At 49.5% G+C, this 21,554-nt stretch carries 15 protein-coding genes; 9 read left to right on the forward strand and 6 right to left on the reverse strand.

The features are described from left to right. Nucleotides 1-292 precede the first annotated feature (292 nt). Nucleotides 293-1,144 (forward strand): helix-turn-helix domain-containing protein, encoded by an 852-nt coding sequence (locus ACYU8Y_RS21830; RefSeq protein WP_460940224.1) that lies wholly within the window; start codon nucleotides 293-295, stop codon nucleotides 1,142-1,144. A gap of 158 nt (nucleotides 1,145-1,302) precedes the next feature. Then, nucleotides 1,303-3,681, forward strand: coding sequence for a S41 family peptidase (locus tag ACYU8Y_RS21835; protein WP_460940226.1), 2,379 nt, complete (start codon nucleotides 1,303-1,305; stop codon nucleotides 3,679-3,681). A 548-nt stretch (nucleotides 3,682-4,229) separates the two neighbouring features. On the opposite strand, the gene ACYU8Y_RS21840 is transcribed toward ACYU8Y_RS21835, so the two are convergent. Both ACYU8Y_RS21840 and ACYU8Y_RS21845 read right to left on the reverse strand, forming a co-directional pair. Beyond that, nucleotides 4,230-4,643 (reverse strand): EamA family transporter, encoded by a 414-nt coding sequence (locus ACYU8Y_RS21840; RefSeq protein WP_460940227.1) that lies wholly within the window; start codon nucleotides 4,641-4,643, stop codon nucleotides 4,230-4,232. Between the two features lie 77 nt (nucleotides 4,644-4,720). Then, on the reverse strand, nucleotides 4,721-5,479 hold the full coding sequence (locus tag ACYU8Y_RS21845) for a phosphatase PAP2 family protein (RefSeq protein WP_460940229.1): 759 nt from the start codon (nucleotides 5,477-5,479) through the stop codon (nucleotides 4,721-4,723). A gap of 601 nt (nucleotides 5,480-6,080) precedes the next feature. Here ACYU8Y_RS21845 and ACYU8Y_RS21850 point away from each other — a divergent pair. From ACYU8Y_RS21850 to ACYU8Y_RS21870, 5 genes are all read left to right on the forward strand, one after another. Continuing rightward, the gene (locus ACYU8Y_RS21850) at nucleotides 6,081-8,633 is read left to right on the forward strand and encodes a TonB-dependent receptor (RefSeq protein ID WP_460940230.1); all 2,553 of its coding nucleotides are present in this window, start codon (nucleotides 6,081-6,083) and stop codon (nucleotides 8,631-8,633) included. Between the two features lie 368 nt (nucleotides 8,634-9,001). Next, nucleotides 9,002-9,382: a TolC family protein gene (locus ACYU8Y_RS21855; RefSeq protein WP_460940231.1), complete on the forward strand. Its 381-nt coding sequence runs from the start codon at nucleotides 9,002-9,004 to the stop codon at nucleotides 9,380-9,382. Between the two features lie 608 nt (nucleotides 9,383-9,990). Continuing rightward, nucleotides 9,991-10,608 (forward strand): class I SAM-dependent methyltransferase, encoded by a 618-nt coding sequence (locus tag ACYU8Y_RS21860; protein ID WP_460940232.1) that lies wholly within the window; start codon nucleotides 9,991-9,993, stop codon nucleotides 10,606-10,608. Between the two features lie 194 nt (nucleotides 10,609-10,802). Further along, a complete protein-coding gene (locus ACYU8Y_RS21865) occupies nucleotides 10,803-11,708 on the forward strand; it encodes an AraC family transcriptional regulator (RefSeq protein WP_460940233.1) in 906 nt (301 codons plus the stop codon). A 69-nt stretch (nucleotides 11,709-11,777) separates the two neighbouring features. Then, the gene (locus tag ACYU8Y_RS21870; protein WP_460940234.1) at nucleotides 11,778-12,515 is read left to right on the forward strand and encodes an SDR family oxidoreductase; all 738 of its coding nucleotides are present in this window, start codon (nucleotides 11,778-11,780) and stop codon (nucleotides 12,513-12,515) included. A gap of 700 nt (nucleotides 12,516-13,215) precedes the next feature. Here ACYU8Y_RS21870 and ACYU8Y_RS21875 read toward each other — a convergent pair. Both ACYU8Y_RS21875 and ACYU8Y_RS21880 read right to left on the reverse strand, forming a co-directional pair. Then, nucleotides 13,216-14,658, reverse strand: a complete 1,443-nt coding sequence (locus ACYU8Y_RS21875) for a glycosyltransferase family 39 protein (RefSeq protein WP_460940235.1) — start codon at nucleotides 14,656-14,658, stop codon at nucleotides 13,216-13,218. Nucleotides 14,659-14,927: 269 nt separating this feature from the next. After that, the gene (locus ACYU8Y_RS21880) at nucleotides 14,928-15,875 is read right to left on the reverse strand and encodes a polysaccharide deacetylase family protein (RefSeq protein WP_460940236.1); all 948 of its coding nucleotides are present in this window, start codon (nucleotides 15,873-15,875) and stop codon (nucleotides 14,928-14,930) included. Nucleotides 15,876-16,274: 399 nt separating this feature from the next. Here ACYU8Y_RS21880 and ACYU8Y_RS21885 point away from each other — a divergent pair, with 399 nt between their 5' ends. Further along, nucleotides 16,275-16,727, forward strand: a complete 453-nt coding sequence (locus ACYU8Y_RS21885; protein ID WP_460940237.1) for a nuclear transport factor 2 family protein — start codon at nucleotides 16,275-16,277, stop codon at nucleotides 16,725-16,727. 135 nt (nucleotides 16,728-16,862) lie between these two features. On the opposite strand, the gene ACYU8Y_RS21890 is transcribed toward ACYU8Y_RS21885, so the two are convergent. After that, nucleotides 16,863-18,476, reverse strand: coding sequence for a serine hydrolase domain-containing protein (locus ACYU8Y_RS21890; RefSeq protein WP_460940238.1), 1,614 nt, complete (start codon nucleotides 18,474-18,476; stop codon nucleotides 16,863-16,865). A gap of 489 nt (nucleotides 18,477-18,965) precedes the next feature. On the opposite strand from ACYU8Y_RS21890, the gene ACYU8Y_RS21895 reads away from it, so the two are divergent. Further along, on the forward strand, nucleotides 18,966-21,089 hold the full coding sequence (locus tag ACYU8Y_RS21895) for a PAS domain-containing hybrid sensor histidine kinase/response regulator (RefSeq protein WP_460940239.1): 2,124 nt from the start codon (nucleotides 18,966-18,968) through the stop codon (nucleotides 21,087-21,089). A gap of 45 nt (nucleotides 21,090-21,134) precedes the next feature. Here the strand turns inward: ACYU8Y_RS21895 and ACYU8Y_RS21900 are convergent, their stop codons facing one another. Next, nucleotides 21,135-21,308, reverse strand: coding sequence for a hypothetical protein (locus ACYU8Y_RS21900; RefSeq protein ID WP_460940240.1), 174 nt, complete (start codon nucleotides 21,306-21,308; stop codon nucleotides 21,135-21,137). Nucleotides 21,309-21,554: the final 246 nt, after the last annotated feature.

Here is a 21,554-nt window from a genome sequence, read left to right on the forward strand (position 1 = left end):
CCGACGCTAAGCCTGTGAGAATTTTAGGCTTTTCTGCACGACACGCTTACTAATATAAGTATCTCTAAAAGGCTTCCAAATGAGACTGGGCGGTGTTCATGTATACGCTTCACCATGAGACGCCGAAGCCTTATTCATCTGCTCCATAATCCGGCCGTTTCTGGCGATACAGGTCATTGAAAATTTCATAAAAAGCAATTAAAAAATGGAAGGATGCAGCAAATCGATCAAAAATGAGTCTATAATATATACTCCTTATTAGCTCATAAACGACAACTAGCGCTTGTTACGCATGCGAACACTTGTTATACCCGTCTCGCATCCACGGTTAAAACCGTTTGTGCAATCCTTCTTATTCTTTTGTAAACGAGATCAGGCTTCGTTCAGCTATACGACCTTTCCCAATACCAACCTATGCTTAGCCATCTACAAAAATAACCAGGTTACTTACAGGCCGAATTCCGGCTTGAATCTGTGTGGGGTCAAGCCCGGCCAGCAGCAGAGTAGTAGCCGCTTATATGGCTTTCACCAACAGCCCTTTACCGTCGACATTCAGGGCGAGATAGATCAGGTTTGTATTTTGTTTCGTCCGGCAGCCTTACGAGCGTTTACCGCTGAAGCTTACGACCAGCTATTCCAATCCGAACACGTATTAAGCGATCTGTTCGGTTCCTCGTCAAGCTCACTGCTCGATCAGCTCTTCAGTCTAGACGAAGCGTCCCAACGCGCTAGCGTACTGGAAGCGTTCTTGGTGGCTCGACTTCAGTCTACTCGCTTAAATCCCCTGGCCACCGCTTCGTTGCAACTCATTGGTCAGCGGCCAACCGGTCAACCTATTGAGCACCTGGCCGCGACGCTCCGGATCAATCCCTCCACCTTGTATCGACTATTTATGGAACAGGTGGGCCAGAGTCCTAAACTGTTTGAACAGACGGTTCGATTCCGGCATGCCTTGACGGACTTACAGGCCCCTCTTCGTCCCAATTTGACCCAGGTAGCCTACAGCAGTGAGTACTATGACCAGGCGCATTGCATCAAACACATCAAACAGTTAACTGGCTACACCCCCAAGCAACTTCGACAAAAAGCAACGGTTGAACAAAACGAGCTCATCTGGATCACTACCCAGACCCGGGCTGCATGATTTTTACAATTTTAACCTTATTAGCGGACGTAGTTTTGCGGTCTGTTCACCTCAGCGGAGACATAAGGAGACGTGGTTTGCAGGGCCAACGCGCCTTGGCGACGGTCTTGACCTACTCGTCAATCTGCTGATGTATGAACTTCACCAGCACTCTGTTCATGAACCGTTTTCTTGCTTTGTCCTGCGTTGGTTGCCTACTCGCCCTGGTCACCCAGGCACAACCCCCCATCCCGGCTGAAACCAGCTTATTGACCCCCTACAATACGGCGGTTTGGAATGCACCGGCTACCCAACGAGTAGCCGACATCGGCAAGCTCTGGGGCACGCTCAAATACTTCCATCCCCAGTTGATGAAAGGCACGCTTCAGGCCGATGAGTTACTGCTCAAAACGCTCGACCCGCTGTTGGATAATCCATCCAAAGCCAACTTTGTTCGTACCATTCAGGGCATGCTGCGGCTGATAGGCGATACGACGACAACGATTGAGTCGACACCGGTCTTCATTCAATCCGCTCGTACTGAATCCGGTAAGTCTACCCGGCCATTACCCGCTACAATAGGCTATATCGCTCTGCCGCAAGAGCGGTTTACGGCCCCTTTCTCGCTGGACTCCTTTTTAACAGCCTCACGCCATAACCAACCGTACTGGATTGTTGACCTGCGCAATCAAGCCGAAAACGAACGGTTAGGTGTTCAACAATATACGGCTTTCGTGCAGCCGTTAGTCGCGGGCCTGATTGATCGTACCCTTATTTTACCCACGCTCCGGACGGCTTATTATCATGCCTACTTACGGCAAGACTTTTCCGATGACCTGGATGTCATCCCCGCCCGGGATCGGGGGGGCGACCCCAATTACTGGTATCAGGAACGCTTTGGGCTCAAGAATACCTCCCAGGGAGCGTATCTCTTAAAAGGCAAATCCCGTTTTAGCGGAAAGCGTTTCTGCTTTATCGTTAATCAATATACCAACGCCAATTCGCTAAAAGCACTGCTGGCCCTGCGCAACCGGAATGGTTGTTACCTGATCGTTGAGGGCGCCATGCCTGATTATCTCAAGGGGGACTATTACACCCTACCCCTGACGGATCAAGTCCGGGTGAAGATTAAGGTTGGCGAGCAAATCTATGAAGATGGGACGTTAGGTACCCCCCCTGACCGGGTGCTAGGGGTCGCCAATCCGTTGACAACCGATGAATTAATCCAGCACTGTCGGGTCCTTTTCCAGAAGCCCCCGCGCCGAAATCCCACCCCTGTTGCCAATACGGTTTATATACGACTCCCCCAACCCGCCTACCCCGATACCTTATATCCCAATCGCAAACTTCGTTTAGCGGCCTTGTTCAACTTTTGGAACGTGATCCACTACTTCTGTCCCAACAAACACTTGATCAAGGGGAATTGGGATACGCTGCTGAGCTACTTTGTCCCTCGTTTTCTCTTTGCCAGCGATTATAAAAGCTATTATTGGCTGTTGCGCGAATTGAGTGCTCGGCTCAACGATGGTCATGCTGAGGTGCTGTATCAGCATGGGGTCTTACCGCCCCCGGGGATTACGGAGTTCTATGCTCCCTTCTGCCTCAAATACATTGACGGCAAAACCGTCCTGGTCCAACTCATTGCTGACTCTACCCATCGAGCACCCAACCTACAGGTCGGCGATCAACTGGTAGCGATCGATGGCATCCCCATTGATACGCTCTATCAGCGATGGCACCAGTATGCCGGCAGTTCCAATGAGACCAGTTACCGCGATCTATTGCACAAGATTCCTCTGGTAAGCCGGTCGGGGCCACAGCCGTTTGCCATCACGATTGTGCGGTCGGGCCAACCCCTGACCATGCCCGTAACGCCGGTGGCTAAAAGCGCTTACCTGACCGCCTTCAGCCGCGTTTACTATCCGGCCGTCCCCAAGCCATATTGGCGCAGCCTGAACGACAGCACGGGTTACGTGCGCGTCAACAGTATTTACAGTACCCAGGTGGACAGCGTCTGGCAGGCCCTGAAGGGGCGAAAATATATTATTCTCGATGCCAGGGGCTATCCCCGCGATGCGGCCATCGTGGCCACCCTGGCGGCTCCTTTCATGACTAAAACCGATACGGTCTGTATCAATGCCTTTCCCGAGATTACGCATCCCGTATTGAGCCGCAATGCCGTAACCCTGGAAGCTGAAACGGTTTTACCCTTGGGTTCGGTCGTGAGCGTAGACCGAGATAAGCATTTCGTGTTGCTGTGTGGGCAAAATGCCAGCCAGGCGGAGACCAATATTATAGCCTGGCAAAAAATACTTCATCCCACGACGATTGGCTTACCTACCGTTGGCGCCAATGGGGTGTCGAACACGATTCTGATGGCTGGCGGTTACGAATCCCGCTATTCGGGTTTTGCAGTCTACTATCCCGACGGCACGCCGAATCAACGCCTGGGGGTGAAGATTGACGTTCCCGTTTCACTGACCATTCAAGGCGTTCTTAGTGGTCAAGACGAAGTCTTACAGCGGGCCTTACTCTTCATTGAGCAACAGGGGCGCTAGAGGTTGCTTACTCAACATCCTAACAGCTTTTCTTTTCGCTCTTTGCCAGGTCAACTTGCTGTTTGCCAGACACGTTTACTCACCAAGTTCCATACTCATTTGCTTCATCTCACGAAGCGGTCTCCAAAATGAGACAAAAGAAATTGCCCAGCACATAAATGGGCGTTCAAGAAGATAACCTGGCCAAAACGGTGATGGCTCCAGATAGCCAGCAGGCCTGATTGCTTAGGGAAAGCGCAGTTGCCGGACTAGGCCTTACTTATGACAACGGATGAACGAGTAGGATTCTTACCGATAAGGGCTACCGCTTACGTAGGAAGTAATCTACTCACTGTGTTCGTCCCTTTCAACAAAGCATAAATAGTGATCGGATTGGGGTTTGACAGGATGAGTAAGGGTGGATTAGCCAAGGCAAAAGTAGCCAACTAAAAGCAAACAGGATAAAAACATAAGGATACTGATTCTGCAATCAATGGGGGAACGTTAGCCAACATTGGCTGAATGGGTAGTCCGCTGCCATTCGGTAAGTACCTTGTTATCTGACGAACTCACAGAATCAGCACCAGCGTGCCACCAATAATCAAGATCGCCCCGATAGCGGTTTTCCAGGTTAGCATTTCGCCTAGAAATACAACCGATAGCACAATAGCAATGGCCACACTAAGCTTATCGACGGGTGCCACCTGCGAGACCTTCCCGAGTTGCAGCGCCTGAAAGTAGAAAATCCACGAGAGCCCGGTTGCTACGCCCGATAATACCAAAAACAGCCAGTTCTGGCGACTAAGCGTTGGTAATGTATCAATACCACCTCGCCAGAATACCAGTCCCCAGGCGACAAACAGAATAACGACAGTTCGAATGGCCGTTGCCAGATTCGTATCGACTCCTTTAATGCCCACTTTAGCCAGGATGGCGGTCAGGGCGGCAAACAAGGCCGAGAGTAATGCATACGTCCACCACATAGGCGTAGGATAGATTTAGTTAAGTAAAGTAGTAAGTGCCCTTACTAGTAGCAGAAATCCAACGCAATGCATTTAACTCATCTTTCTCTTAGGAGCCAACATGACACATTATGGGTGCCTTCACGTCTTGTGAATGCCTTCTTTATCCACGGGTAAACGCGATACGCGACTTCGGTCGAGAGTAGGCCAATCCCGGCTCCAATCAATACGTCCGATACCCAATGCTTATCATTGGTCATCCGTAAGATGCCGGTTGAGGTGGCCATCGCATAGCCACCGATGGGAATCCAGGGGCTGACTCCGCCAAATTCCCGATCCAATAAACTCGCTCCGGTAAAGGCATTGGCCGTATGTCCGGATGGGAAAGAGAGGTAATTGGACCCATCGGGCCGAAGCTCATGGGTCGTATGTTTCAGGCCCAGCACGACGCCTGTGCTGATCCCGTAGGCGAGTAAGCCCATCAATGCCCGGTCGAGGGGATGCGACCGGCCTTTCACACCCGCCAGACTCAAGCCAGCCCAGGCTATGGCTGGCCCATACTGTAAATAATCATCGGCATGGGTGCGAAAATGAATTTTAGCCAGAACCTCGCTGCGGATGTAAAAGCGGTCAAAATGGCTGTTGGGATAATCAGGCGATAAGGCTAATCCTGCCGATATGAGTACCGCTGGTGCGACCCATCGGAACGTAGTGGGGCGCGTCGGAAGGCTATCCGGAAACGTCTGTCGGGCATTCGTAGTCAGCGGTTGCCCAGTGGATACCGTCCCTGGAAGTAGCAACAGCCAACTAACTAGTATCCAGGATGGTAACGAGCCGAATCTCTGGCTTTTTTTCATACGTTGATAATGCATAACGTCTCTTATCTCCCCAGTACGTTTACCCGACAAAAAAAGGTATAGTTGATTGAAGCAACGTCACGTAGAATACGTTGGGGTGGGCAAAGTAAATGGGCAAACCTAGAGAGAATCTGTAGTTGATGCGACGGCCCTAGCATGATGGTAAAACGCAACTCATTTTCGGACTGATCGCGATGGTACCGGTCGAGATTTATTATCATCAACGAAGGCAATCCTTTGCTCTTCCGGGATGAGCAGATTTTTCACCGATTTGTCCCCAATAGGCCATGCGAGTAATCTGCAACCAGGCCCCGGCAATGCGTCGCCACCTGTTTCAGGTTAATTAGTAAACGAGCTTATTATCTGCTGAAACTTCAAAGTTGCTTCAGAATGCGGGGGTACTTTTGATGCCCAAACGAAACGGGTAGAAACCATGTATACCTTATTGATAATGGGAGAAAGAGGCCGGGAATTTTGAAGCGGCCCTGAACCATGTATTTACTACCCTTGTAAAGGCATTAGCCGCGTTTCTTTTCTATTCATCAATCATTAGGGGCAATTTTGCTCTATCAGGCAGCAGGTCAACTTTTTAGATCCGGTTATGTGGCTAAGAATTACCATTTACTTATTTTTCCTAACGACCATCGTTACGTTCGCTCAAACGCCGGGTGGTACAACAAATCCGACAGTTCCGGTTCAACCGGGCCAATCCAATACCCCTCCAGTGGGGGAAACGGCATCAAAAGGCAACGCAAAAATTTCGGGTTATGCCATTGATTCGACCATGACCAAAGCGGTCGAGTTTGCCAATGTGGCTTTATATGAAACGACAAGTGGTAAATTAGTGGATGGAACAGTTGCCGATGAAAAGGGTAAATTTTTGCTTACCCGTATTGCCCCCGGCTCGTATCGACTACTCATTTCGTTTCTGGGTTATAACACCAGGACCCTTGAGCCTATCGTTTTGGCGAAAGGTCAAACCAAAGACATTGGCGTTGTTCGATTAATAGCCAGTACCCGTACGTTGAATGAAGTAACTGTCGCGGGAAAGAAAGCCCTGGTGGAAGATAAAGTGGATCGGCTGGTCTACAATGCCGATAGCGACCTGGCGGCTAAAGGCGGTGATGCCACCGATATTCTTAAAAAAGTACCCATGCTCTCGGTTGACCTGCTGGGGAACGTAACATTACAGGGCAGTTCCAGTGTCCGGGTCTTAATTAACAACAAGCCGTCGTCCATTCTGGCCGGTAATCTGGCCGATGCCTTACGACAAATACCCGCCGATCTCATCAAAACGGTTGAAGTCATCACGTCTCCATCAGCCAAATATGATTCGGAAGGGAGCGGGGGGATTATCAATATCATTACGAAAAAGAACACGCTCCAGGGACTGCATCTCGATGTAGACAGCGGCTTGGGCAACCGCAATGCAACCCTGGGCCTGAATGGTAGTTTCCGAAAAGGCAGATTAGGGCTCAACCTCAATGGGAATGGCCGTGTAATTTATAATCCATCGGCATCCGATCTGACTCAAACGACCTATATGGCATCGGGAGCCGCACCAGTTCGCACCAATCAGCATATTGAGGCTTTCGACAAAGGGGTATTTGCGCAATATGCGCTGGGGCTGGATTATGATCTGGCGAAAAATCAATCGTTGACGGCTGGCGTGCGGCTGGGTATTCGGAACTTAAACCAGGATCAACACCAGGCAACAACCATCCTATCCAACGAGCCCATTACTGTTCCTTTAAAACGGGATGTGTATAGCCAAAATTTAGCCAATTCAATTGATGTCAACGTCGACTACCTGCATACGTACTCCGGTACCGGCGATGGACCTAAGAAAGAGTTTAGCCTATCGACGCAGTACAGCCAGAATAAGCTGACCAACAATTTCGACGCGAATCAACTGGATACGCTTGGTTTGATCAAAACCCGGCAGCGAAACTTAAACGATGCGACAAATAAGGAGTTTATCCTCCAGGCCGACTATCAGCTGTCTATCAGTCAGCGCTTTCAGCTGGAGTTCGGTGGAAAAAACACACTTCGTCAGGTCACCAGCCTCTACCAATATCTGCTGGCTACGCCTACCTCCGCCTTTGCTACTGACGACAGCCGTCCGTCTGGCTCGCTAACCTACGATCAGAATATTGCGGCTGCCTACCTATCGGCTACGTTCACCACACGTAGCAAATTAGCCATTATGACGGGCTTGCGGTATGAGTATACCAGCATTCAGGCCCAGACTGGAGGGCCCCGGATTGGTGGGTCGACCGCGGGTGGGCAAGGCCCAATTCTAATTCCCGATTACGGGCGACTATTACCCAGCATCAATCTGTCCAAGAAAATCGGGGAAAGTAGCACGGTTAAACTGGCCTATACCCGGCGTATTCGACGCCCGTTTATCGATGACCTAAATCCCAACTTCAATACAGTCAATCCGCTTACTATTCGGATTGGCAATCCGTATTTAAAGCCTGAAACGGTGGACCGGATTGAAGCTGGCTATAGTACCCAGATAAAGAAAACGTATTTGAATTTTACACTGTATACCCGACTCAACACGGATGATATTCAATCGATCAGTCAACGTTCGGATACGCTGGTGGGGGCTGTCGTGACGCGCGTTACCAACCTAGGAAAAGAATATAATTATGGGTCTAACTTGTTTGCCACGGTCAATATTACGCCCCGGTGGAGTGTAAATGGCAACCTAGACGTGATGTACCGTTTTATCCAGGGCTTAACGCTAGACGTCAACGGCCTGTCGACGATGATCAGCAACCAAGGTTTTCGGTGGGGTGGTCGCATGGATACCCAGTTGCAACTCGACAAAGGCTGGGCCGTTCAGGCGAACATCGGATATAGAGGAAAGGACATTAATTTACAAGGGTACCGGATTGGCTTTGCTCAGTATTCATTGGGTGTACGCAAAGATTTTAACAATAAACGAGGTAGTTTAGGACTCGCTGCTGAGAATTTTCTAACCCGGGGCATGGGCTTTACGTCGGTACTGAATTCGGCTCAGTTTGATCAGGATTTCCGGCAGTACATCTATAACGCCAGCGTTCGGGCAACATTCAGTTATAAGCTGGGTAGTTTGAATGGGGCAAAGGTGAAGAAAAATAAGTCCCTCGGTGACGAGAATTAATTTTAGGACTAGACAACACGTATGCTACTAACTGGAGTTGACATCTATTAAAAAAATAATCGTCTCACCAATCGCTCCTATCAGAGACCAAGTAGCTAACCGTCCCTTTTGTAAACTTATCTTAGTAACTCATTGGTTTACAAAGGGGAAAATACCAGTCAAGCAGTAACCTGCGCAAGCGATGTTACCTATGGAGATTATTCAGACGTTCAGTTTTCAGTAACTGACCAAGTGATAAGCGACAAGCTGCCGATTACCCATCCGTGAAACCAGCTCATTTGTATTGGCTGCTTAGGGGTTCGAGATGACTTCAGAGCCAACAAACCATCTGACGGCTACTCTGAAGCGGAAGTGGCATCAGTAATGGCTTGTTGTACGCTACGGTCTCGATTCCCCTATCCGACTGGTGGACGAATAAATATGCCGTCACGAAACAGAAGATCAAGGAGCAGATGGCCGAGAATACGCTGATCGATACGAAGGGCTTGTTGCGACTGCAAACCGAAAAAGCCTGGGTGGATGTGGTCGAGTCTTACCGTCAGATCAGCGTACTGGAACAGGCGAAACTTCAGGCGACCGAAAATGTAAAGGTAAGCCAGTCGAGTTACGCCAGTGGTCTGATCACCGTATCGGACTTGCTGGAAGCCCAGGCCCTGCTTACCGAAGCCACCGACAAATGGATCGAAGCCAAAACGCAGTATCAGTTCAACCGGGCAGCACATGCCCAGCTAACAAATCAGCAACCTTGAGCATTTTCCTGCACAACGGAGGGACTTAATTGTCAACCTGTCGTGCACTGAAGAGAGAAGGTATCCAGGTTCAATCAAACCTATTTCAGAGCATGGAATAGGTTTGCCGAAACCTACTCCACGGCCGGTCAGTCGTTGCTGGCGCCCCGATAATTCACGGTCGGCCGCTCCTATCTGAGACGACGAAAAATCACCTAACTATTATGAAAATACGTCCAAGAGTTAATTTTTTCACTTTTGGCTAGAAACTCCCTTAATGCAACATTGCTGCATCAAAGGAGTTTCTACTTACATTTGACGACCGCTTCTAACGTAAATTACCTGTAGCCCATTTAAAAGCAAGCGGCTTTCAGCTAATGGTTGAGCTACTTATCACCACTATAGAGAACCGCCGACAGGCCCAGCAAACGACAAATCTGTTGGTAAGCTGTTTGGCCAGCCTGCAATTCAGCTTTGATATGGAGAGCTCCTCAGTAGGAACTGATTTCCCGTGCCGGCATACCGTCCTGCGGGTCGAGAGCGTTGCCATTGACACGGACCGGATTATAGGCCTGGTGAACCGGCTAGGGTTCAGATGCAAAGTGCTAGCGGATAAAATTTGCAGATAGATGACTGAAATCTGGGAGCACACCTTCAGACAAAGACAGGCCATGTGGGGCTTTGAGCCTGCACGTTCTGCGGTATTGACCAACGACTTTTTTCGGGAAAAGGCGGTAAAAAATGTGCTTGTACCGGGCATCGGTTACGGACGTAATGCCCAGTTGTTCATCCAGAACGGCATGAGCGTGACAGGCATTGAGATTTCGGCAACAGCCATCGAACTGGGTCGTCAGCGGTTTGGAACCAGTATGAGAGTTTATCAGGGTTCAGTGACCGATATGCCTTTCGACACCGCCGTCTATGATGGCATCTTCTGTTACGGATTGGTTCATCTGCTGGCCAGAGAGGAACGGGCGAAACTGATTCAGGCCTGTTATGATCAACTCGCGGATGGGGGCTACATGGTGTTTACCGCCATTTCCAAACAAGCTCATACCTACGGCCAAGGTCGGTTCATCAGCCAAGATTACTATGAGGTATTTGACGGGATCAAGATGTTTTTTTACGATCAAGCCTCCATTGACGAGGAGTTCGGCCAGGTTGGGCTGTTTGACACTACACCCATTGAGGAAGAGTACCCCTTCTTTTTGATAAAATGCTCCAAAGGAAGCCCCCCTAGCCGTTGATGAAATTTGTTTTTGTTTGTGCCGGTTAAGCGAAACTGCCCCCGTGTACATGCTGAATGAACTGATAGGCGTTGCCCAGTTGGAACGGGCTCTTCCAGGCTTTTCCCCTGGTTGACACCGCCTTATTTACACCCGTTAACTGGGGGCCTTAACCTGTCCCGAATAAGCGGAACAGCCCATTCAGTTTTCCTGTTATGCTTGTTCAAAAGACGGGACTAGCCATGTTCGAAACCAAGGGACTACTTCAGCAAATTAAACACCATGATCGCTTGCCCATCACGGTGAACCGAAACTGTGCCATACCGCTCCCCGAATCGGTATGGCCCAAACTGCTACAACCTCATCAGCTCGCCTATTACTATCTTGTTTTTGTGGACCAGGGGACGGAGACCATTCAGATCGATGGGCAAGCGATGACCATTACCGATAGTCAGGCCGTGTTTGGCACGCCTAACCAGGTTTTTGCTCATCCCGCTCCTGATAAAGCCACACAACAGTATAAAATCAGCTTTGATGAGCATACCCTGGCCCTATTGCCACAGGCTTTCCCCTTTTTGCTGAATCCATTACAGACAAGCATCATCCGCTTTGAGCCAGATGCCAGGGAGCGGGTAAAGGCAGAACTGACGATGTTATTTGGCCTTCTGCATTCAACGGGTAAGCCAACGAAAGTAGACATCATTTTAGCCCATCTGAATGCCTTGTTAACCGAGGTGAACAGCGCTTACTTCGAGGGGCAGCCGCAGCCGATCCCCGTCAATCCCAAGTTGTCAAAATACGTAGCCTTTACCCTGGCGGTGGAAGCCCAGCTCAATCAGCAGCATGATGTGCATACGATTGCCGAACAACTAGCGATGAGCCCAAACAGCCTCTACGAAGTGGTTAAAGCCTTTTCTGGGCTCTCGCCCAAAGAATGGATTACCAACCGTCTCATTGAAGAAGCCCAACGCAAGCTGCACTACTCGCCCACTTCAGTGAAGGAACTCGCCTATGAACTCGGCTTTACTGACCCAGCTTACTTCTCCCGCTTGTTTAAGAAAAAGACAGGGAAGAATGTCAGTGAGTTTTTAGGGGATCGGCACAATTTGTCCAACAATTAAGGTGATTTGTCCCTATGAGTTGGTGTTGGGCGGACGAATTTTGTGCCGTTCAACAAGCAACGAAATAAGATGAAATCAGCCTTAGTAACCGGAGCCAACAAAGGCATTGGCTTCGAAGTGGCCAAACAACTCGCTCAGCAGGGGTACTTTGTGTATCTGGGTAGCCGTAATCTTGAGAATGGTTTGTCGGCCGTGGAAACGCTTCGTGCGGATGGTATTGCCAACGTGGAGGCCATTCAATTGGATGTTACCAATGACGAATCGGTTCAGAGAGCCCGCCAGTTCATTGGCAAAGCGACGCCAGTACTCGACGTACTGATTAATAATGCGGGTATTTCAGGTGCAGTGCCCCAATCAGCTTTGAGTACGTCAATTGATCAGTTCAAAGAAGTTTATGAGACGAACCTATTTGGCGTAATACGAGTAACCCAAGCGTTTATTGATCTGTTGAAGGGGTCGCCTGCGCCACGCATTGTGAACGTAACGACAGCCATGGCTTCGTTAAGCTTAGCCGCCGACCCAACGGGCATCAGCTATCATAATAAACTGGCCATTTATCAATCCAGCAAAGCGGCCCTCAACATGTACACCATCAATTTGGCCTACGAGCTACGGGATACTTCATTCAAAGTGAATGCGGTTTGCCCCGGCTGGACGCAGACCGATTTTACGGGGTATCAGGGCACCAGCACTGCCCAGCAGGCTGGCCAGCGCATCGTGAAGTATGCGCTGCTTGACCAAACTGGTCCAAGTGGACAATTTTTTAGTGCAGAGTACTTCCCCGCCCCGGCTACGTGTCCTTGGTAAAATTGGCTGATAGCGGCCTGGCTCTTTTCTCCCCCAGCGTTGTCTAGTTGGTAACAATGGGGGTTTATTGCTTATAGTGGCCTACCAGGCTTATTTATGTTGTCTGGAGTTGCTACATTTGACTTGCTACTTTTTCGGGCTCTCTTTGACGAGTAAACCTTATTTTGACCAAGGTTAAAAGACCACAACGGCGGACCAAGTGTGTTCGAACAAGTGGCCCATAACCGCCCCGGCGTACTACTCGGGTTTTCCCAGGCGAGAGGATCAATCCGGTAGGAATCCGTAATTTGGCGAATGACGCCGTGGCCCAGTCAAAGCACTTGTTTACGCTCCTCAATGAGTTGCCTGACCCCACGATTAGCCCGGTTGAAGGCGGGACGAATGTATTTACGTTGCAGTTGTCTTCCAGCATAAGCTTTTTGAAGCTTAAAGATACACTCTTGCAGAAGTTCAATATGGCCACCCCGGGTGCAAGACCCGACTGCACTCAAGTCCTGTTGGTAAACGACAGTATAGTAGGCTGGTCTAATGAGACTATCGTCGCTGCCTTCAAAGAGGCTTTAGCATTGAGTAAAGTTTAACATGTTGTGGCGTAGTACTCTCATTTGTGAACGCTCAAAATACCCTCCCGCTTGAGACGAAGATGCCTTCTACCATCAGCTCATGAGCACCCTTTGATCAGGATTCAGGGGACGAGACGTTACCAGTGCTCTTCTGCAATTTCGTTAGCAAGCCGACTCCTAATATTTACTTTGGCCTTTTCGAAAACATAAATGGTGGTACCACGCTCCCTGGCAAACGGATTCCTAATCGAATCGGATACATAGCCAGTTGAAAAGAAAGGGCTGCTCTCCTTCAGTTCACTGGCGTTTTCTTCAACGCTTTTAACTCGGATGAGATGCCTGTATGTTTTCGTTAGATCGAACCAGTCAATATAATCCGCATTGAAGCTAACAGCCTTAATGTGCTCACGAGTGTAATAGTTAATCGCTCCAGCCTGCCCATAATTATCACAGAGGACCAAGGTATGCTCTGGATCAGCCAGTCGGGTATAAGCGGTATCCACTTTAGCAGCTAATTCCTGCCAGCCTAGCATATCCGCAAAATCCTGGGGTAAGGCATGATCCTGGCCGTCTTCCCAGTGTAAAAGGCCTAATTTCTTATACCGCTCAGGATGTTGGGCGATTTCTTGTGGTGGCTTATTGGGAAAAGCTACCTGATACATTGGAATAAAACACAGGATTGGAATGGCTATTAACGAAGCCCGTCCCCACCCCGATTGTATTTTTACCGCCAGATAAACGGCACCAAAGGCAATATAAATCGGGTAAATACCGATGGCATAATATCCCTTAGCTTTCAGAATGGTGAAGGTCGCTAAGGTAAAAATCAAGGCATAAAAAAATGAACGATACTTCTCGAAAGGCTTATAAACCAGCAGACCATATAATCCGGCTCCTATGATAAGTAGGGAGCCGAAGAAGAAGAGGAGTTGTTCCTTCAGAAAATCGATTCGGTCTACATGAACCAACTGAGTTTGAGCTAGTAGCTTCATATGGTGAACGACCGGAAAATTATGCAGGTATTGCCAGATCAGGTTGGGTGAAATCAGCAATAAGCCAAGCAGTAACGCCTGGTAAAGATGGCGATTGAGCAATAGCCTGCGTTGTGGAGTAAGGAGGATGGCCGGTAGAAATCCAGTCAGTAGAAAAACAATATTGTACTTATTAAGAAACCCAACGGCAATGATAACCGAAAACCCGTAAAGCCACCGTTTGTTGTTGGACTGAAGGTACTTAATGACAATAAAGTACAAGGTTGTCCAGCATAAGACATCCAACGAATTCGGTTGAAAAAGCTGATTTAATCGTAACAGCACTGAAAATAACACGCCGGTGGCTGCCAGTGCGCAGGCAAATAGGTTGCCTTTTAAGGCTTCGACTGCTTTCCAAACTACGAGCAGCGTCAAGGCACCAAAGAAGGCGGGGAAAAAACGAACAACCAACGGTGAGTTGCCAAGCCCTTTACTGATCAAAGCAACCCAGGAAGTAGCTGGTGGAACAGACAGGTATCCCCAGGCCAGATGATTAGCTTGATCAAGATGCAGATATTCATCCCGCTGTAAATCATACTCAGGACTCATGAGGAGATATTGCAGGACGAACTTGGCAAGGATAAAACTAAATAAGTACAACGATTTCTTTGGCATCGAAACAATATAGTTTACAATCGATCGCCTGGGCTGACGTGACGTGATCATCAGGTTGATGCACAATTGCATTGGATGGTTGCGTCCGATCAACTAGACTCTCAGCTATTAGCTAAGGTTTACAGCTACGGCGTTTCACAAAAGGCTCCCGCGTGAGAGAAAGGGGCGTTTAAACAAGGGCATCTTAATCAGGGCATGTTAGCTCAAAGCCCTAACTTGTCCATCAACGGTTTTTCATACTCGCCATCTTCAGCAGGATAACGCAACACCGATTCAAACTGGCCGGATTCTTTGGCTAAGGCCCAAATTAAGCTTTCGCCAGCGGGAATCGTAGTGGGCACGGCTGCATAGATCTTGTCTTTATAGGCTTGATCGGCGTCGATAACCTCCCAACCATTGGCTTTAAAATGCCTGATCAAATCGTCCAGGAAAAGGGCTGCAGCTAGATTATGATGCAGCAACAGCACGTGATTGATGTGCCGCTTAGTGAGCTGGTAGGCCAGAGAATCATAGTAAAGAGCCCGGCTCAATAAGTGATTTTTATAATAGGTTCGATAGCCGCTTAGATCCGCATTAGGGCTTTCTTTTAGCCGCTCGGTTAAGCGAGCGTCGATGTACCAATCCGAAGCGTCGATGGTGACGTGGCCATTTTTATAGCCTTCCTGCTTCATGAAGGCTCTGAACCCATCCACTTTTTCTTTAGTGTCGCCTTCCTTAAGGTAGGGAAATCGAAAGTAAGGGGCATAATTGGCGTACCCCTTAATGAGACGGTCATTTTTAGTTAGCTCAAGCTTGAAATCCTCCAGACTGACCTGTTTACGGTTAAAGCTGACATGCGAGAAGGTATGGTTGGCGATGAGATGTCCAGCCTTGTTCCAGGAGTTGAGCACGTATTTTCCTTTAGGGCCAGACTTGTTAGCACCCGCCGAAAATAAGATGGCTTTGAGCTTGTTTTTTTTCAGATGGTCCAGCAGTCGTTGATTCCAGGTTTCCAATTTATACGCACCAAAATCCTGGATTGAGCCATCATCGAAGGTAAAGGCTAGCACGGGCTTAACGGCTGGTATGGATTGAGCCTGGAACTTCACATCAACTGGATTAATGAGGCCACAAACCGTCGCCAGCAGCAGGAGAATAATGGGTTTTGTCATAGCGCTATCGTTTTGAAGAAAGGTAGTTGATTGAAGCAGACTGACTCTTAAAGCTTCAATGCTCGTGAAAAATAGCCATTTGTCTTATAAAACAGTTGCGTGCCTTCTCATCATGCCCTCCTGCGTGAGAAGAAGAGAGCTTCATGGAGCGAATCCTGGCATCGAGCTGGACAAAAAGCTAAGTACCATTTGTCTGGTATATTAATAAATCAAATCTCACAAAACCCTCCTCCCGGAGATGTAAGCGATTCACCTGTTTATAAACTGAGCGATTGCTGAAGTATATATTCCACAAAAAGTTCGCTTTAAGTTCCGTCCTTTGGCTGCCTAATAGCCCAGCGTACTAGGCCGCTTAGCTGGAACGTTTAGGTGATACTTACCCTGTTGATCGCTAACCCCATGTACCATCGCATCGTCAAACAGATCGTCCAAAAAAATTTTGAGCGCTTAAGCCAGGGCGACTATGAATCCATGCTCGGGGGAATGTCGCCCTCAATCACGCATACCTTCAGCGGCCAGCACGCCTTAGGCGGAACCCGCCATAGCGTTCCCGCCATGCGGCAATGGTTTGCTCGCTTATTTCGGCTTTTTCCGGGGCTCAACTTTGAGATTCGTAGTATAGCCGTTAGCGGTTGGCCCTGGATGACGACGATCGCCGTGGAATGGACCGACCGGGCTACCCCCGCAGACGGATCAAGCTATGTTAATGAGGGAATGCACCTGATCAAAATGCGCTGGGGCAAAGTGGTGTACTTGCGGGCCTATCTGGATACGGCCGTTCTGCTGGCTACGTTTGAGGGCTTAGCCGCTCATGGCCTCAGCGAAGCACTAGCCGCTCCCATCGAAGACTAATGGGATTATCTTCTGTATCAAAATACCCTCCCTCCTGAGACGAAGGGACAGTCGTCACCAACACGATTCGAAAACTGGGCGTTTTTTGAAACGGTAAAGCAATGGACTAGATAAACGAATTAGCGTCAACGCTACTCAGCCCTTAACTCCCGTTTTCTCGAAATACAGATTGCGCACCGGATCGGTTGTCAGATAAAAACCCGTGATTCGCTTCTTTTTATTTCTGGTGAAGCGAACCACCATCCCATCCGCAAAAACATCCTTTATGAACGGAGCAAGCTCTATGGCCTCATTTTTAGGCATTTGCAACACTAAATAACCCTCTTTCATCGATAAACTGTAGGTAGTGTTTAGTTCGGCACTGAAAAAGGTTCCTCTGTACTCCTGGAGCTTTACCGCTGAGGGGGTAATCCGTTTAACCTTGTCGTATACCTGAACCTTCGAGCCGGGCAGGCTGACCTGTAGTTTCGTATGAGTGGCATTCCCGCTAAAGCTAAACCCATACGACTGGACCCTAAACTCCGTATTCGTCGTTGCCAGCAAGTCGGTGTTGCCCAGGCGCAATGTCCCCGCTTGAGCGCTGACCTTTAAGATCGAATGCGTGCGCGAATCGAAGTAATCGCCCGCCCAGGCTCCTACAACAAGACTATCGGCTTTAAAAACCGGCGTTTGAGACAAGCTGTCTGGCAAAAAAATATCGACGACTTTGTCCGTCAGGTCCCTGACGCTAATGTTGGCTAGATTAGCCAGTAAAATAACGGAGAAGTGTTGATCGGGAAATCGGATCATATTGCACCGATAACCAGCATCGGCACCACCATGCCCTTCGGTTCGGTAGCCCTTATAGGTGCCCATGACCAAGCCAGCCGCATACGTCTGTGGAGTCCCGTCAGTCAATTCGGCCGTATGCCGCATTAAGTCTATCAGAGCATCTCCCCCAATTTTCTTACTATAGAAATTCTCGTCCCATCGAGCTAAGTCTTCCACGGTGGTAAACAGGCTCGTTGGGCCGTAGGTATCAAAAACGGGCAGGCTAATTTTCCAATTTCCTTTTCGATCTCGTCGGTAAGCTGAAGTCCGGTTGGGAACGACTTCGGCGTGATCACTATGAAAATGCGTATGGCTCATGCCCAGGGGCTTAAAGAAAACCGAATCGGCATAGGCCCGTAACGAAAGACCCGTAATTCGTTTGACGGCAATAGCCGCTAAGGTGTAGCCCGTATTACAGTAGGCGTATTCCTCACCCGGTACAAAGTTTAACGCTTTCTGTCGGCTCAGCATGGTCAGTATGTCGTTTTCAGTAATCAAATCGTCATCCCGCCACCCGGCCAGCCATTGCAAATCCCACTGATCTCGGATTCCACTGGAATGATGGATGAGGTGGTTCAACGTAATGGTATGCCCAAAATCGGGCACCTCCGGGATATATTTTCGGATATCATCGGTTAACGAAAGCTTGCCATCGAGGGATAATTGGAGCAATGCTGCGGCCGTAAACTGCTTGGAGAGGGATGCGGTGTGAAAAATGGAGGCAGGACTGATGCCGATGTTGTATTCTAAATTGGCCATGCCGTAAGCCCTTTGGCAGATAATTTTACCGTCTTTGAGGATGGCTAAAGCGCAGCCAGGCGTGTTGGTTTTGTCGTACTCAGCAAAAACGGCATCTATTTTTTTGGTTAGCGAATCGGGCAGTTGTCCATAGGTTGATGAGCAGAGACTAATTAATAAGAAGCTAAAAAAGAATCGCATGTGCTGTGTTGGTTGTTTGCAGTAAAGCATTAAAATCGGAAGAGTTGGCCAAGATCATACTTCTCCTGACCAAGAACTACTATCATCCGGTACAGGCATAAAACGGCCTTCTGTTTGTTGAATCAAACTTAATTGCTATATATAGTACTATGTATAGCAAAGTAGCCAAGCGGCCTAATAAATGGATAAGCGGTAAGCGAAACAACGAGTATAAGTAGATAGATGGGGCTATGTCAAATGGCTTTCTAGCTCAGTAGTTTCGTATTCTATGATTCACCATGTTCTTCCTTGGCATCGTTGAGAACAATACTCCATGAACGCTTCTACTTAAGACAAATCCGTATTCGTGTATACGCTTCACCAGGAAACAACGAAGCCTTAATCAATTGCTCCATAATCCGGGCGTTCAAAGAGACTACTAATAAGCTTACTGCTATAAACTCTTCTTCTATTCCTTAGTTAAGCCATCAAGCCCTCATAATCAATCGAATGGCCAACTCAGACGATCAGTTCCAGCCGCTTAACAACCAGCCCGAGGATGGGCATCAGCCGCAAAAGCCCATCCCGCAGGCAGACAGTCAATCCAGCCTTGACCAGCAATCGGAAGCCAAATATCGAACTCTTTTCAATGCCATTGATGAAGGCTTCAGCCTCCTGGAAGTCATCCTTGATCAGACCGGTAAGGTGGTCGATTACTGGCATCGTGATCATAATCCAGCCTTTACTCGGATGACGGGCCTCAAAGAGGTCATCGGCAAACGAATGAGCGAACTGGTACCCAATTTGGAACCCGAGTGGCATCGGACGCTGGAAAAGGTGTATCGCACGGGTGAGCCAATCCGAATGGAATACCCGGTCCAACAACTGGGTCAATGGTACAGTGCTTACCTATCCAGGCTAGGGTCTAAAGGCAGTCCATTCATTGCCTGCATCTACGATGATATCACCGAGCGCAAACGACTAGAAGAACGGCAGGCGTACTTGCTCAAACTGAGCGACGCCATGCGGCCCTTGACCGATGCTATTGCTATCCAGGAGACCGCAGCACGCGTCTTGGGCGAGCATATGGGCGTTGACCGCGCCTATTATGGAAGTTACGATTGGGAGCGTGGGGTTGCCGTGGTCGAGCGGGACTTCTTTCGGGGTGAGGTGCCCAGCATCGTCGGCGAACACCCCCTGGCGAGTTACGACGGCTCGTTGCAGTCTCATCGCGACGGGGTGCTGGTGGTGGACGACGTGGAGGCCGAGCGCTCGTTGCCCCCATCCGATGTGGTCGCCTATCGGGCGTTGTCGGTTCGCTCGGTGCTCAACGTGGTCTTGGTCAAACAGGGTGTGTGGGTGGCCAGCATGACGGTGCTCAAGGCCGTTCCCCATCACTGGACCAATCAAGAGATTTCGCTTCTAAAAGCCACGGCCGAACAAACCTGGGATGCCGTTGCACGGGCGAAAGCCGAAGAGGCCCTTCGGCAAGCGGATCAACGCAAGGATGAGTTTCTGGCCATGCTGGGCCATGAACTGCGCAACCCCCTGGCGTCGCTGTCCAACACCTTGCTGGTGCTGCAACTAACCAAAGGTGCCGATCAGAGCCTGTCCTATCCACAGGCCGTCGAGCAGATGAGTCGGGAAGTGGCCCACATGAGCCGCATGATGGATGATCTATTGGATGTAGGCCGCATCCGGTATGGCCTGATCCATCTCCGCAAGAAACCCCTCGATCTGGTAACGATTGTGCGGCAAACGGTCGATACCGCTAAGCCATTTTATGACCAGCAGCATCGGCAGTTAAGCCTATCCTTACCGGCTTACGCGCTGCCGATACTGGGCGATGAGACGCGGCTTGCGCAGGTGGTGATGAATCTACTGACCAATGGACTCAAGTATACCCATCCAGGGGGGCATGTCTGGGTAAGCCTCCAGGGGTTGAAAGATGACGCGCAAAACCAGCAGGCGCTGCTGCGGGTGAAGGATGATGGTATTGCCCCTGACCAGCAGGGAGCCATCTTTGACATTTTCGTGCAGGGCGCAACCACCCTGGACCGACCTCAGGGTGGACTGGGCTTAGGCTTAGCCGTGGTGAAACAACTGGTCGGGTTGCATGAAGGCAGCCTTGAGGTGCACAGTCCAGGCCTCGGCGAGGGCAGTGAATTTGTGGTTCGCTTGCCGTTGCAGCCGGAATCGGTACCGTTGGGATCAACCCGAGAGCCGATACTCCATACGCCTAAGGCGAAGGGTCGGATCCTGGTGATCGAGGATAATCAGACATTAGGCGATATGACGGCCCGGTTGGTGGCGTTAAACGGGTATGAAGCCCGTGTTAGCTACAGTGGGGCGGATGGCCTTGCGTTGGCCGAGCAGTGGCGACCGGATGTCATCCTTTTGGATCTGGGCTTACCCCATATGGATGGCTTTGAGGTGAGTCGGCGCTTGCGTGAGCAGTCCTGGGGGCATTCCCTGCCAATCGTGGCCCTAACAGGCTACAGCCCCCAGTCGTTCCAGGCCCGCACCGAACAGGCTGGTTTTGCGGCTTATCTAATCAAACCGCTTAACTTGCTACAGCTTCGAGAGGTACTGAAGAATTTGATCAACCCGCCGTTTGCTCAACCGCCTGACTAAGCCTGGCTGGGCAAGGACTACTGGCATTTTTGACACCATTGCCATTCATGCTAAAGCAGCGGTTGATTTCGCTTTATCTAACTGACGACAGCGCAGGAGTCGATAGGCGGTTTTGTGCCAGTGAGGCATGGGGTTGCTCATTCGGCAATAGGCAACGGTCAACCCCATGTTCAGCTTGTCAAATGCGGAAGATTGTATCGTCAGCGTTGATTTCGACATTCAGAGTAGACTGAATCAGCATCTGTAACCCAGGTTTCGGCGATAGGGCGGGCGTCACGTAGCCAACTATTCGTCTTTTAAAAACGCTCCCTCTCGAGGCAGACGAAAACCAGCCCTTAACAAAACTAGCTACCTCCCTCCTCCTGTCCACTCATTCAACTTACAAGGCGTAGACAATCCCTGTTTTAGAGTGGCTTCTTTCTTAGGATTGCGCTACTGAATCCAGTTCGCTTTCTTTACGTTTGT

The sequence above is a fragment of the Spirosoma humi genome (assembly GCF_054776575.1).

Bases quoted from the DNA above. Each gene is read 5' to 3' on its own strand.
- ACYU8Y_RS21830 (WP_460940224.1), top strand. From the start codon at position 293: ATGCGAACACTTGTTATACCCGTCTCGCATCCACGGTTAAAACCGTTT.
- ACYU8Y_RS21835 (WP_460940226.1), top strand. From the start codon at position 1,303: ATGAACCGTTTTCTTGCTTTGTCCTGCGTTGGTTGCCTACTCGCCCTG.
- ACYU8Y_RS21840 (WP_460940227.1), bottom strand. From the start codon at position 4,643: ATGTGGTGGACGTATGCATTACTCTCGGCCTTGTTTGCCGCCCTGACC.
- ACYU8Y_RS21845 (WP_460940229.1), bottom strand. From the start codon at position 5,479: ATGAAAAAAAGCCAGAGATTCGGCTCGTTACCATCCTGGATACTAGTT.
- ACYU8Y_RS21850 (WP_460940230.1), top strand. From the start codon at position 6,081: ATGTGGCTAAGAATTACCATTTACTTATTTTTCCTAACGACCATCGTT.
- ACYU8Y_RS21860 (WP_460940232.1), top strand. From the start codon at position 9,991: ATGACTGAAATCTGGGAGCACACCTTCAGACAAAGACAGGCCATGTGG.
- ACYU8Y_RS21865 (WP_460940233.1), top strand. From the start codon at position 10,803: ATGCTTGTTCAAAAGACGGGACTAGCCATGTTCGAAACCAAGGGACTA.
- ACYU8Y_RS21870 (WP_460940234.1), top strand. From the start codon at position 11,778: ATGAAATCAGCCTTAGTAACCGGAGCCAACAAAGGCATTGGCTTCGAA.
- ACYU8Y_RS21875 (WP_460940235.1), bottom strand. From the start codon at position 14,658: ATGAGTCCTGAGTATGATTTACAGCGGGATGAATATCTGCATCTTGAT.
- ACYU8Y_RS21880 (WP_460940236.1), bottom strand. From the start codon at position 15,875: ATGACAAAACCCATTATTCTCCTGCTGCTGGCGACGGTTTGTGGCCTC.
- ACYU8Y_RS21885 (WP_460940237.1), top strand. From the start codon at position 16,275: ATGTACCATCGCATCGTCAAACAGATCGTCCAAAAAAATTTTGAGCGC.
- ACYU8Y_RS21890 (WP_460940238.1), bottom strand. From the start codon at position 18,476: ATGCGATTCTTTTTTAGCTTCTTATTAATTAGTCTCTGCTCATCAACC.
- ACYU8Y_RS21895 (WP_460940239.1), top strand. From the start codon at position 18,966: ATGGCCAACTCAGACGATCAGTTCCAGCCGCTTAACAACCAGCCCGAG.
- ACYU8Y_RS21900 (WP_460940240.1), bottom strand. From the start codon at position 21,308: ATGTCGAAATCAACGCTGACGATACAATCTTCCGCATTTGACAAGCTG.